Consider the following 12226-nt stretch of genomic DNA (forward strand, 5'->3'; position numbering starts at 1 on the left):
AGCGGGCCGCCGCCGCCCGGGTCGCCCGTGCGCGGGGCGCCCGGGTGGCCGCGGAGGTGCGGGCCGGCGCCGAGGACGCGCTCACCCACCTCGCGACGTCACTCGCCCGCGCGGCCGCCGAACGTGATGCCCTGGCCGAGGCGCGCACCGGGCGGGAGGCCGAGCTGCTGGTGGTCCGGGCCCGGGTGCGCGAGCACACCGCGGAGCTCGACCGGCTCACCGACGAGGTGCACCGCGACGAGGTGGCCCGCGCCGAGCAGCGGCTGCGGATCGAGGCGCTGGAGGCCCGGGCAGCCGAGGAGTACGGCGTCGACCTGCCGACCCTGCTCGCCGAGTACGGGCCGGCCGCACCGGTGGCCCCGACCCAGGCGCAGCTCGCCGCAGCCGAGGCGGCGGGGGAGCCCGAGCCCCAGCCGGTGCCCTACGACCGCAGCGCGCAGGAGCGCCGGGCGGCGCGGGCCGAGCGGGACCTCGCCGCGCTGGGCAAGGTCAACCCGTTGGCGCTGGAGGAGTTCGCGGCCCTGGAGGAGCGGCACACCTTCCTGGCCACCCAGCTGGAGGACCTCAAGGCCACCCGCCGTGACCTGCTCACCGTGGTCCGCGAGGTCGACGCCCGCATCCACCAGGTGTTCGCCGAGGCCTTCGCCGACACCCAGCGGGAGTTCGAGCAGGTCTTCGCCACGCTGTTCCCCGGCGGCGAGGGGCGGATCTTCCTCACCGACCCGGAGGATCTGCTGACCACCGGCGTGGAGGTGGAGGCCAGGCCGCCGGGCAAGAAGGTGAAGCGGCTGTCCCTGCTGTCCGGCGGCGAGCGGTCGCTGACCGCCGTGGCGCTGCTCGTCGCCATCTTCCGCGCCCGGCCCTCGCCGTTCTACGTGCTGGACGAGGTCGAGGCGGCGCTGGACGACGTCAACCTCGGCCGGCTGCTCACCCTGATCGAGCAGCTCCGGGACACCTCGCAGCTGATCGTGATCACCCACCAGAAGCGGACCATGGAGATCGCCGACGCCCTCTACGGCGTGAGCATGCGCGGCGACGGCATCACCGGGGTGATCAGCCAGCGGCTGCGCGAGCTGCAGGCCTCCTGATCAGCCGGTCACCGGCACGTCCAGCTCGACCAGCAGGGGGTGGTGGTCCGACGCCCCGGCGCCGTCCAGCACCCGGGCGCCGGTCACCGTCACGCCCGCCGACACCCAGACCTGGTCGATCCGCACCCGCGGACGGCGGGCCGGGTGGGTCAGGCCCTGGTGGGCGTGCAGCGAGAACCGCCCGGCCTGGTCGCTGCGCTCGGCCGCCAGCTCCCACGCGTCGCGGAGGTGCTCGCGCAGCGCCGCCAGCTCCGGGGCGGTGGCGTCGGCGTTCAGGTCGCCGACCAGCACGGCCGCCGTCCCCGGGTCGGCGTGCAGCCCGGCGACCGCGGCGGCCTGCACGGCGCGGTCGTCCGCCGACCGGCTGGACAGGTGCGTGGTGGTCACCCACAGCGCCCCGCCGGCCAGCTGCACCTGCGCGCGCAGCGCACTGCGCGGCTCCCCCTGCCCGGGCAGCCGGTGCAGTTCGGAGCCCAGCAGCGGCAGCCGGGACAGCAGCGCGTTGCCGTACTGCCGACGGTCGCTGCTGCTGCCCGGCTCGTCGATCGAGGGGCCCCACGCCAGCTCCATGTCCAGCGCGCGGGACAGCAGGAGTGCCTGGTCGACGTGCTCGCTGCGGTCGCCGAAGTGCCGATCGACCTCCTGCAGGCAGACGACGTCGGCGTCCGCGGCCGCCAGCACCTGGGCGAGCCGGGGCAGGTCGTGCCGCCCGTCACCGCCCACCCCGTGGTGGACGTTGAAGCTGACCAGCCGGATCGCGGTCATGACAGCCGGGTGTCCAGCACCTGGGTGAAGTGCTCGGTGCCGTCGTCGTCGCGCCTGGTCGCCCAGAGCAGGAACCGGGCGTCCCGGCCCTCCAGCACCAGCTCGCCCAGCTCGTTGCCGAAGAACGGCCCGGCCTGCTTCCGCCACTGCAGCGGGCTGCCCTCCACCCGGGCCAGCGCGCGCAGCCCGCCGGTCAGCGCCCTGGCCCAGCGGCTCCAGCCGACCTTGAAGCCGATCTCGATGGCGTGCGGCGCCTGGTTGTGCAGCGGCGAGACGGTCAGCTGGTGCACCCGGGTGTCCAGGTCCCCGGGGTTCACCAGCTCGGCTGCGTAGGCGTGGTGGACGTCGCCGGACAGCACCAGCGCGGTGGCCGGCGGCTGCCCCAGCTCACCGCGCGCCGCGGCGATCAGGGTCCGCCCCAGCCGCTCGAAGGACTGCCCGAACGCCGCCCAGTGCTCCAGGTCGGCCGCCTGTCGCAGCTTCTCCATCAGCCGGCCCAGCGGCTTGCCGTGGTGGCGCACCGACAGCGTCTCGTTCCACCGCTCGATGTCGTGCACCGAGTGCGGCAGCAGCCAGGGCAGCGAGGTGCCGATGAGCAGGTGCTCGACGCCGTCCTCCACCGACCGGCGCACCGCGGCGTCGACCCAGTCGAACTCGAAGTCGTCGACGATCTTCCGGTCGTGCTCGTCCAGCGCCCGGCCGGCGCGGGTGTCGACCATGATCAGCCGGGTCGACCCCCAGTGCCGCACGTAGCTCCAGCGCACCGTCTCCGGCTCCGTGTCGGCGGCGCGGGCCATCTCGTCGAGCATCGGGCCGGCGTCGTCCGAGCCGTCGGCTCGCTGCTGGATCGCCTGCCAGGTCTCGTTCTCGGCCAGCTCGTTCGGCGAGAGGTTGCCCAGGTGCTGGTACACCCAGTAGCTGACCAGCCCGCCGCAGATCCGCTTGTGCCACCAGTCGGTGGGGGTGACCTCGGCGCGCCAGGCGGCCGAGGTATTCCAGTCGTCGATCATCTCGTGGTCGTCGAAGACCATCGAGGACGGGATCGTCGACAGCAGCCACCGGACCTCCGGGTCGCCCCAGGACTCGGCGTAGAGCCGGCTGTACTCCTCGAAGTCCGCGGCCTGGGCACCGGGCGGCTGGGACAGGTCCCGGCGGGAGGCCATCCACTCCTTCGTCGCCGGGGTCACCTCGTCGGCGTACACCTGGTCGCCCAGCAGGACCAGGGCGTCGGGCCACTGGTCCTCGGGCAGCTCCAGCAGCCGGCGGGCGTAGCTGTCCAGCGCGTCCGGCGGGAGGGCGTCACGGACGTCGACGGAGGTGGGGGTGGCGTAGCGGCAGGAGCCGAAGGCCAGCCGGAAGGGGCCCGGGCGCCCGGTGGTCCGGATCCGGCTCGGCGGGGCGCTGGAGTGCGCCGCGGGCCAGACCTGCTGGCCGTCCAGGTGCACCTCGTAGGGCGTGCTGCTGCCCGGCTCCAGACCCTCGACGACGACGAGGGCGTAGTGGTGGCCGTTGACGCAGAACGTGCGGGCCCGCTGGCCCAGCACCGTCACGTCGCAGGGGCGGTCGGTCTCCACCCAGATGGTGGCCGACACGGGGTCGACGTGGCGCAGGAGCGGCCCGAGGAGCAGGAGCGGTCGGGTGCCGGCGGTCTCGGGCATGCGACACAGCCTGCCCCATGACCCTGGGAGACTGTGGGCATGGAGTTCGTGCTGATCGCGATCGCGATCCTCGTCGTCGCCCTCATCGCCGGGGTCGGGCTGCTCGTCAACCGCGGCCGGCGCACCACCCGGCTGGACTCCGACGCCGTGCGGGGCACCACGCTCACCCGCCCGCCGATCGCCCCGGACCCGACGTCGGGGGCCACCGCGGCCGACCTCTACACCGGACCTCCGGCTCCCGCGCGGGCCGAGCCGGACGCCGCCGTGGAACTGCCGCCGGCGGAGCCGGAGCCCGGCCTGGTCTTCGAGACCCCGCCCCCCTCGGCCGGCCGGCTGATCCGGCTGCGCTCCCGGCTGGCCCGTTCGCAGTCGTCGCTGGGCCGCGGCCTGCTCACCGTGCTGGCCCGGGAGAAGCTCACCGAGGACGACTGGGAGGAGGTCGAGGAGACGCTCCTGGCCGCCGACGTCGGCGTCGCCGCCACCACCCAGATCGTGAACCGGCTGCGCACCCAGACACTGGTGCTGGCCACCGCCTCGGGCACGCAGCTGCGCGACCTCGTGGTGCAGGAGCTCGTCGCCGTCCTGGGCCCGGACCTGGACCGCACCCTGCGCACGTCCCGGCACGACGGGCGCCCCGCCGTGGTGCTGGTCGTCGGGGTGAACGGCGCCGGGAAGACGACGACGGTCGGCAAGATCGCCCGGGTGCTGGTGGGCGACGGCAAGAGCGTCGTCCTCGGTGCCGCGGACACCTTCCGCGCGGCTGCCGCCGACCAGCTGGAGACCTGGGGCGAGCGGGTCGGGGTGCTCACCGTCCGCGGTCGCGAGGGCGGGGACCCGGCCTCGGTCGCCTTCGAGGCCGTCCGCACCGGTACCGAGGCCGAGGTGGACGCCGTCCTGGTCGACACCGCCGGGCGGCTGCACACCAAGTCCGGCCTGATGGACGAGCTCGGCAAGGTCAAGCGGGTGGTGGAGAAGCACGGGCCGGTCGACGAGGTGCTGCTGGTGCTCGACGCCACCACCGGCCAGAACGGGGTGGTGCAGGCCCGGGTGTTCACCGAGGCGGTCGAGGTCACCGGCGTCGTCCTCACCAAGCTCGACGGCACCGCCAAGGGCGGCATCGTGGTGGCCGTGCAGCGTGAGCTGGGCATCCCGGTGAAGCTGATCGGGCTGGGCGAGGGCCCCGACGACCTGGCGCCGTTCGAGCCGGAGGCGTTCGCCGAGGCGCTCGTCGGGAACGCCTGACGGGGGAGCACCGCAGGGAGAGCCAGCGACCGAGGAGCGGGCTCAGCCGGCGGGGTCGACGCGCAGGGCGAGCAGCGCGACGTCGTCGGCGTGCTCGGGGGCCATCCGGGTCAGCAGCGCATCGCACAGCTCCTCGACCGGCCGGCCGGCCAGTTCGTGCCCAACGGCGACCAGGCGGGCCAGGCCGTCGTCCAGCGTCGACCGGCGGTGCTCCACCAGGCCGTCGGTGTAGAGCAGGACGGTGTCGCCGGGGTGGAGTTCGACGACGTGCTCGGTGCGGAGCCGGTCGGGGTCCACGCCCAGCAGCAGGTCGTGCGGTCGCTCCAGCAGCTCCGGCGTCCCGTCCGCCCGCACGATCAGCGGCGGTGGGTGTCCCGCGTTGGACCAGCGGAGCCGGCGCGCCCCAGTGCCGGGCTCCTGCTCGACCCGGGCGAGCACCGCGGTGACCAGCGTGGTCACCCCGAGGCCCTGCTGGGCGCGGTCCAGGGCGGTCAGCACCGGGGCCGGTGGCGCGTCCAGGGAGTGGGCGATGCCCCGCAGCAGGTTGCGCAGCTGGGCCATCACGGCCGCCGCGGTCCGGTCGTGGCCGGTGACGTCGCCGACGACCAGGGTGGTGGCGCCGCCGGGGGTGAGGAAGGCGTCGTACCAGTCGCCGCCCACCTGCGCCTCCTGCGCCGCGGGTCGGTAGCGCACCGCGATGCGCAGGCCGGCCGGCTGCGGGGGAGCGGTGAGCAGCGACCGCTGGAGGGCCTCCGCCAGACTGCGGGTCGCCGTCGCCCGCCGGCGCTCGGTCTCCAGCCGGGCCACCCGCTCGACCGCCTGAGCGCACTGGGCCGCGTGGGCCTCCAGCACCCGGACGTCGTCGTCGTCGAACTCCCGGGGGTCGGCCCAGCCGATCGTCCAGGAGCCCAGCAGTCGTCCGCCCGACCGCAGTGGCAGGGCGGCCCACGAGCGGGTGCCCAGGCCTGGAGGAGGCGGACGGCGTCCGGGTGCTGGGGCCGGTCGGTCTCGGTGTCCTCGATGAGCACCTGCTCGCCGTGCACCGCGGCGCGGGCCATCGGCAACGGTGAGTCCGGCGGGACGTCCGCGGAGAGCAGCCGGCTGCCGCGGTCCTCGGTGAGGGTCAGGCCCTGCCCGTCGGGCGTGTGCAGGACCACCGAGGCGGCACTGGCACCCAGCGCCGACCTGCCCTGCTCGAACAACAGGTGCAGCAGCCCCTCCGTCGTCTCGGCGGTGGCCAGGGCGGAGACGGTCCTCGCCAGCCCGGCGAGGGAGCGGGCGGCGCGCCGCTCCCGCTCGCTGCTGAGCTGGAGCGCGGCGTTGTACTGCTCGAGCTCCCGGGTGCGGGCGAAGAGGTCGCTCTCCACCTGCTCCACCCGGACCTGGCCGCGGGCGGCCGCCCGGCGGGCCTCGTCCCGGTCCTGGATGTACTCGGTGACGTCGTCCGCGCGGTGCAGCAGCAGGACGACCTCCCCGTCGTCGTCCACGATCGGCACGTTCCGCGGGCTCCAGAAGCGCTCCGTCCAGCTGCCGTCGGGCATCGGGATGTCGTACCTCTGGATGGGCATGGTGACCGGCCGGCGGGTGTCCCGCGCCTCGGCCAGCGAGGCACCCAGGTTCGCCACACCGTCGGCTGCCGGGTCGGCGGGGTTGCGCGGGAAGACGTCGAACAGGTGCCGGCCGACGGTGTCCTCGAGGGTGGTCGCGGTCGCCTCCAGCCGGGCCCGGTTCGCGTGCACGATGACCAGGTCCGGGGTGAGCAGCAGGAACGGCGCGGGGGCCTCGTCGAAGACCTTGGCGAAGTCGGGCACCGGCAGGTCGCGGGACGTCTCGGGCATCGGTGACCGCCCGTCAGCCGACGGCGCGGGGGTCGAAGCCGAAGGGCAGTTCGAGCCGGTGTGCAGCCAGCAGCCCCGGGTCGGCCAGCAGCTCGCGGGTCGGGCCGTCGGCGACCACCACCCCGCCGTCCAGCACGACCGACCGGGGGCAGAGCTGGAGGGCGTAGGGCAGGTCGTGGGTGACCATCAGCAGCGTGATGGGCAGCGCCTGGAGGACCTCGGCGAGCTCGCGCCGGCCGGCCGGGTCGAGGTTGCTGCTGGGCTCGTCGAGCACCAGCACCTCGGGCTGCATCGACAGCACCGTCGCGACGGCGACCCGCCGGCGCTGGCCGAAGGAGAGGTGGTGGGGCGCCCGGTCGGCGGCGTCGGCCATGTCGACCGCGGCCAGGGCGTCGGCCACCCGCCGGGCGACCTCGGGTTCGGGCAGGCCGAGGTTGCGGGGGCCGAAGGCGACGTCCTCGCCGACCGTGGGCATGAACAGCTGGTCGTCCGGGTCCTGGAAGACGATCCCCACCCGGCGCCGGACCTCCTGCAGGTTGCGGTCCTCGACCGGCAGCCCGGCGACCTCCACCCGGCCGCGGCCGCCGCGCAGGATGCCGTTGAGGTGCAGCACCAGCGTCGTCTTGCCCGCCCCGTTGGGCCCCAGCAGCGCGACCCGCTCGCCGGGCTCCAGCCGCAGGTCCACGCCGTAGAGCGCCTGGTGCCCGTCGGGGTAGGCGAACGCCAGGTCGTCGACGAGCAACGAGGGGGCGGAGGTGCTCACCCCAAGAGTGAACCCGCCGCCAGCACGGCGACCGCAGCCAGGGGGAGGCTGAGCGCGGTCGCCCAGGCGCGCCCGCCGACGACCGCGACCGGCCCGCCGGGCAGCCGCCCGGTGTAGCCCCGGGACAGCATCGCCAGGTGCACCCGCTCGCCGCGCTCGTAGGAGCGGATGAACAGCGAGCCGGCGGCCGGGCCGAGGACCTTGAGGGCCCCGAGGTGGCGGCCCCGGAACCCGCGGGACTCCCGGGCCACCCGCATCCGGCGCAGCTCGCCACCGACGACGTCGGTGTACCTGATCATGAAGCTGAGGATCTGGACCAGCACCGTGGGCAGCCGCAGCCGCTCCAGCCCGCGCAGCAGGGCCCGGGCGTCGGTGGTGGCCGCCAGCAGGGTCGCGGCCAGCACCGACAGGGTCGCCTTGGCGAGGATGCTGCCGCCGGCGGCCAGGCCGCTCTCGGACAGCGACAGCCCGAGCACGTCGGTGCGTGGGCCGCGGGACACGAACGGCAGGAGGACGGCGAAGAGGACGAAGGGCACCTCCACCACCAGGCCCCGCAGCAGCCGGCCCGGCCGCACCCGGGCCACCGCGGCGACCGTCAGCAGCAGGAGCAGGAACCCGGCGTAGGCGACGGCAGCCCAGCCGGCGCCCACCGGGGTGGCCACCACGACCAGGGCGAAGGCGAGGACGGCGACGAGCTTGGTGTGCGGCGCCAGCCGGTGCACCGGGCTGTCGCCGGGTACGTACGCCGCGGACAGCCCGCCGCCGTGTCCTGCGCCCATCTCAGTGCTGGCGGGCGTCGGCCGGGGGAGCGGTGGCGTCCTCGGTCGGGCGCCGGCGCACCAGCAGGGTGAGGCCGCCGGCCAGCGCCAGCACCAGCAGCACGCCGATCACCCCGGCCAGGCCGCCGGAGAGCCGGTCGTCGCCGATCGCGGCCACGGCGTAGTCGGCCAGCGGCGAGTCGGCGGCCGCGCTGTCCCGAGCGGTGGAAGCGAAGCCCTGTTCCTCGGCGGTCGCCTCCAGCCCGTCCGGTGCGGAGCTGGCGTACCAGCTGCCCACGCCGGCGATGACGAGTGCGACGAGCACACCGATCAGCACGAAGGTGCGGGTGCGGGTCATCGCACGTCCACCGCGGTCGCGCCGGCCAGGCTCGGGCGGGGGGCGAGCGCACTGGCCCGCCGCAGGTGCCGGGCGCCGCGGACCAGGTCCGGGCGGACGCGGAGCACCGCCCCGAGGACGGCGACGGTGATGACCGCCTCGCCCAGGCCGATCAGCAGGTGCACGCCGACCATCGCGATCCCCACCGACCCCAGCGCGACGTCGGCGACGCCCCCGAGGCCGAACAGCAGGACGAAGACCAGGGCTGCGGCGGGCACCGAGAGGAAGGCACCGACCCCGGCCGAGGTGAGCAGCCCGGTGCGGGTGGCCGGCAGCACGGCCCGCAGCGCACGGAAGACGCCGTACCCGACGGCGATCGCCACCAGGCCGATCAGGGTGACGTTCGTGCCCAGGGCGGTGAGGCCGCCGTCGGCGAAGACCAGGGCCTGGACCATCAGGACGACGGTCAGGCACAACACCGCCGTCCAGGGGCCGACCAGGATCGCGGTGAGCGCGCCGCCCATCAGGTGACCGCTGGTGCCGAAAGCGACCGGGAAGTTCATCATCTGCACCGCGAACACGAAGGCAGCGGTGAGCCCGGCCATCGGGGCGGTGCGCTCGTCCAGTTCGCGGCGCGCACCGCGCAGGGCCAGGGCGACGCCGGCGGCGGCGACCACGGCGGTGCCGGTGCTGGTCGTGGCGTCGAGAAAGCCATCGGGGACGTGCACACGGACCTCCGGGACCTCGGGTTGCTGAGCTGTGCGGCCGGTGACGGGTGCCCGCGGTCGTACGCCAGGGGAGCTTATTGCACCTTGTTGGCAGCTGCACAGGGTTCGCAAGAAGGCCCGGTGAACGGGCGGTGACGTGACCGAGCGCACGCCGACCGACACACCGCGGGGGCGGATGGGGCGCCGGCAACACGTCCGGAACACGACCGGGCGACACGCGCTGCGGAGTTCACCGTGGCGAAACACGTCCGCGCCGTCGTCGGAAACACGGTGGCGGCACCGTCTCCTCCGCACCGCCTCCCGGGGCGGTGGCTCGCCCGAGGCCCCTCGGGGTCCCCGCTTGCGGCCGATGGCCGACGACACCCTCAGGAGGTTGCCGTGGTCAACACCGGCGACACCGCCTGGATCCTCACCAGCGCTGCCCTCGTGCTGCTGATGACCCCAGGCCTCGCGCTCTTCTACGGCGGCATGGTCCGCGCGAAGAGCGTGCTGAACATGATGATGATGAGCTTCGGCGCGCTGGCCCTGATCAGCGTGCTGTGGGTCCTCTACGGCTACTCCTTCGCCTTCGGTGACGACGTCGGCTTCGGTCTGCTCGGCGACCCGGCCGAGTTCTTCGGTCTGGCCGGCCTGATGGAGGACCTCACGACCGAGGAGGGCGGTCTGCCGGCCATGGCGTTCGTCGGCTTCCAGGCCGTCTTCGCCATCATCACCGTCGCGCTGATCTCCGGCGCAATCGCCGACCGGGCGAGGTTCGGCTCCTGGATGGTCTTCGCCGGCATCTGGGCGACCGTCGTCTACTTCCCGGTCGCGCACTGGGTCTTCGACTTCACCCTCACCGACGACGACGGCGTGGTCACCCACACCGGTGGCTGGATCGCCAACGAGCTGGCCGCGATCGACTTCGCCGGCGGCACCGCGGTGCACATCAACGCCGGTGCGGCCGGCCTGGCACTCGCCCTGGTGCTGGGCAAGCGCCGCGGTTTCGGCCGGGACGCGATGCGGCCGCACAACCTGCCGCTGGTGATGATCGGCGCCGGCCTGCTGTGGTTCGGGTGGTTCGGGTTCAACGCCGGCTCCGCCCTCGCCGCCAACAACACCGCCGCCGTCGCCTGGGTGAACACCCTGGTCGCCACCGGTGCCGCGACGCTGGCCTGGCTGCTGGTGGAGAAGATGCGCGACGGTCACTCGACCTCGCTGGGCGGCGCCTCCGGCGTCGTGGCGGGCCTGGTCGCCATCACCCCGGCCTGCTCGGCGGTCTCGCCGATCGGCGCGATCGTCATCGGGGCCGTCGCGGGTGCGCTCTGTGCCCTCGCCGTCGGGCTGAAGTTCCGGTTCGGCTACGACGACTCGCTCGACGTCGTCGGCGTCCACCTGGTCGGTGGCCTGGTCGGCACCATCCTGGTCGGCTTCGTCGGCACGGCAGCTGCTCCGGCCGGCGTGGACGGGCTCTTCTACGGTGGAGGGGTCGACCAGCTCTGGCGCCAGGTCGTCGGTGCCGCTGCGGTGCTCGCCTACACCTTCGTCCTCACCCTGGTCATCGGCTTCCTGATCCAGAAGACGATGGGCTTCCGGCTCACCGAGGAGGACGAGGTGACCGGCATCGACACGGTCGTGCACGCTGAGTCCGGGTACGACTTCGCCTCCCTGGGCGGCGGTGGCAGCACCGCGCCCCTGGCTGGGCAGGCACGCGCCGAGGCGCGCAACACGGAAGGGAGCCGGGCATGAAGCTCGTCACCGCGATCGTCAAGCCGTTCAAGCTCGACGACGTCAAGAACGCACTCGAGCTGATCGGCATCGCCGGTCTGACCGTCAGCGAGGTGCAGGGGTTCGGCCGCCAGCGCGGCCACACCGAGGTCTACCGCGGCGCGGAGTACCAGGTGGACTTCGTCCCGAAGGTGCGCATCGAGGTCGTCGTCGGCGAGATCGAGGCGGCCCGGGTGGTCGACGCGATCGTCGAGGCGGCGTCCACCGGGCAGATCGGTGACGGCAAGGTGTGGGTGACCACGATCGACGAGATCGTCCGGGTCCGCACCGGTGAGCGCGGAGCTGACGCGCTCTGAGGCCGGTCCGGTGACCTGACGTCGGCCGGGGTAGCGGGGAGACCCGCTGCCCCGGCCGACGCCGTCTCCCCCGCTGGACGACCGAGAGGTGCCCGTGCTCGACCTCGCGACGCTCACCGCCCTGCCCCGCACCGAGCGGGTGCAGGCGTTCGACGACTGGCTGGTCGGCCTGCTGACCGAGGCGCTCGCCGGCACCCCCCGGGCTCCCCGCCGCCGGGGCGGCCCACCGGCCGAGCCGGCGGGGACCGGCGTCGCGCTGGTGGCCGTGGGCAGCCTCGGCCGCCGGGAGCTGCCACCGCACGGCGACCTGGACCTGGTCCTCGTGCACGACGGCCGGGCCGAGATCGCGGCGCTCGCCGACGCCCTCTGGTACCCGATCTGGGACGCCGGGGTGCGGCTGGACCACTCCGTGCGGACGGTCTCCGAGGCCGTCTCCGTGGCCGCCGAGGACGTCAAGGCGGGCCTCGGCCTGCTCGACGCGCGCCACGTGGCCGGCGACCCGGAGGTCACCGCGGCCCTGCGGACGGCGACGCTGGGCTCCTGGCGGCAGCACGCCGGCCGGCTGCTGCCCCAGCTGCGCGACCTGCGCCGGGAGCGGAGCCGGCTGGTCGGTGAGCTGGGGTTCCTGCTGGAGCCCGACCTCAAGGAGGCCTACGGCGGACTGCGTGAGGGCCAGGTGCTGCGGGCCCTGGCCGCGGCCCAGCTGGCCGACGAGCCACCGGCCGACGCGGGGGAGGCCTACGACTTCCTGCTCGACGTGCGGGACGCCCTGCGACGCAGCACCGGGCGCGCCGGCGACGCCCTGGTCCGCCAGGAGCAGGCTGCGGTCGCCCAGGCGCTCGGGCTGGCCGACGACGACGTCCTGCTGCGCCGGGTGAGCCTGGCCGGGCGCCGGCTGGCCTTCGTCGCCGACGAGACCTGGCGGCGGGTCGACGCCTCGCTGGTGCGGCGGCCACGGGCCCGCTACCGGCGGGTGCGGCGCGAGC

11 protein-coding genes and 3 pseudogenes are annotated in these 12226 nt (G+C 74.6%); 5 read left to right on the forward strand and 9 right to left on the reverse strand.

What is annotated here, in order from left to right; translation table 11 throughout:
• A pseudogene (locus IN07_RS20395) lies at positions 1-1088 on the forward strand (chromosome segregation protein SMC); the annotation flags it as partial.
• On the opposite strand, the gene IN07_RS20400 reads toward IN07_RS20395, so the two are convergent.
• Positions 1089-1853, reverse strand: a complete 765-nt coding sequence (locus tag IN07_RS20400) for an endonuclease/exonuclease/phosphatase family protein (protein ID WP_036339772.1) — start codon at positions 1851-1853, stop codon at positions 1089-1091.
• On the reverse strand, positions 1850-3511 hold the full coding sequence (locus tag IN07_RS20405) for an alkaline phosphatase D family protein (RefSeq protein ID WP_036339775.1): 1662 nt from the start codon (positions 3509-3511) through the stop codon (positions 1850-1852). Before IN07_RS20405 ends, IN07_RS20400 begins: the two co-directional genes overlap by 4 nt.
• Before the next feature lie 39 nt (positions 3512-3550).
• Here IN07_RS20405 and ftsY point away from each other — a divergent pair, with 39 nt between their 5' ends.
• Positions 3551-4753, forward strand: coding sequence for a signal recognition particle-docking protein FtsY (gene ftsY / locus IN07_RS20410; RefSeq protein WP_036339777.1), 1203 nt, complete (start codon positions 3551-3553; stop codon positions 4751-4753).
• 42 nt (positions 4754-4795) lie between these two features.
• Here ftsY and IN07_RS20415 read toward each other — a convergent pair whose 3' ends face one another.
• The 7 genes and pseudogenes from IN07_RS20415 to IN07_RS20440 form a co-directional block, all read right to left on the reverse strand.
• Positions 4796-5413 (reverse strand): PP2C family protein-serine/threonine phosphatase, encoded by a 618-nt coding sequence (locus IN07_RS20415; RefSeq protein WP_052091568.1) that lies wholly within the window; start codon positions 5411-5413, stop codon positions 4796-4798.
• A gap of 210 nt (positions 5414-5623) precedes the next feature.
• Positions 5624-6280 (reverse strand): annotated as a pseudogene (locus IN07_RS27000) (hypothetical protein); the annotation flags it as partial.
• A pseudogene (locus IN07_RS27005) lies at positions 6196-6591 on the reverse strand (PAS domain-containing protein); the annotation flags it as partial. The pseudogenes IN07_RS27005 and IN07_RS27000, both read right to left, overlap by 85 nt.
• Before the next feature lie 13 nt (positions 6592-6604).
• Positions 6605-7354 (reverse strand): energy-coupling factor ABC transporter ATP-binding protein, encoded by a 750-nt coding sequence (locus IN07_RS20425; RefSeq protein ID WP_036339780.1) that lies wholly within the window; start codon positions 7352-7354, stop codon positions 6605-6607.
• Positions 7351-8133 (reverse strand): cobalt ECF transporter T component CbiQ, encoded by a 783-nt coding sequence (gene cbiQ, locus IN07_RS20430; protein WP_036339783.1) that lies wholly within the window; start codon positions 8131-8133, stop codon positions 7351-7353. Before cbiQ ends, IN07_RS20425 begins: the two co-directional genes overlap by 4 nt.
• Before the next feature lies 1 nt (position 8134).
• Positions 8135-8470 carry a PDGLE domain-containing protein gene (locus IN07_RS25985; RefSeq protein WP_052091570.1) on the reverse strand — a complete coding sequence of 112 codons (336 nt, stop codon included), beginning with the start codon at positions 8468-8470 and terminating at the stop codon, positions 8135-8137.
• A complete protein-coding gene (locus IN07_RS20440; RefSeq protein ID WP_036339789.1) occupies positions 8467-9177 on the reverse strand; it encodes an energy-coupling factor ABC transporter permease in 711 nt (236 codons plus the stop codon). Before IN07_RS20440 ends, IN07_RS25985 begins: the two co-directional genes overlap by 4 nt.
• 378 nt (positions 9178-9555) lie before the next feature.
• Here IN07_RS20440 and IN07_RS20445 point away from each other — a divergent pair, with 378 nt between their 5' ends.
• The 3 genes from IN07_RS20445 to IN07_RS20455 all read left to right on the forward strand — a co-directional run.
• Positions 9556-10905 carry an ammonium transporter gene (locus tag IN07_RS20445; RefSeq protein WP_036339792.1) on the forward strand — a complete coding sequence of 450 codons (1350 nt, stop codon included), beginning with the start codon at positions 9556-9558 and terminating at the stop codon, positions 10903-10905.
• Positions 10902-11240: a P-II family nitrogen regulator gene (locus IN07_RS20450; protein WP_012950005.1), complete on the forward strand. Its 339-nt coding sequence runs from the start codon at positions 10902-10904 to the stop codon at positions 11238-11240. The genes IN07_RS20445 and IN07_RS20450 overlap by 4 nt, the downstream gene beginning before the upstream one ends.
• Before the next feature lie 94 nt (positions 11241-11334).
• A partial coding sequence (locus tag IN07_RS20455) for a [protein-PII] uridylyltransferase family protein (RefSeq protein ID WP_036339877.1) occupies positions 11335-12226 on the forward strand: 892 nt, incomplete at its 3' end.

It is taken from the genome of Modestobacter caceresii, assembly GCF_000761485.1.
GTDB lineage: Bacteria > Actinomycetota > Actinomycetes > Mycobacteriales > Geodermatophilaceae > Modestobacter > Modestobacter caceresii.

Bases quoted from the DNA above. Each gene is read 5' to 3' on its own strand.
- cbiQ (WP_036339783.1), bottom strand. From the start codon at position 8,133: ATGGGCGCAGGACACGGCGGCGGGCTGTCCGCGGCGTACGTACCCGGC.
- IN07_RS25985 (WP_052091570.1), bottom strand. From the start codon at position 8,470: ATGACCCGCACCCGCACCTTCGTGCTGATCGGTGTGCTCGTCGCACTC.
- ftsY (WP_036339777.1), top strand. From the start codon at position 3,551: ATGGAGTTCGTGCTGATCGCGATCGCGATCCTCGTCGTCGCCCTCATC.
- IN07_RS20400 (WP_036339772.1), bottom strand. From the start codon at position 1,853: ATGACCGCGATCCGGCTGGTCAGCTTCAACGTCCACCACGGGGTGGGC.
- IN07_RS20405 (WP_036339775.1), bottom strand. From the start codon at position 3,511: ATGCCCGAGACCGCCGGCACCCGACCGCTCCTGCTCCTCGGGCCGCTC.
- IN07_RS20450 (WP_012950005.1), top strand. From the start codon at position 10,902: ATGAAGCTCGTCACCGCGATCGTCAAGCCGTTCAAGCTCGACGACGTC.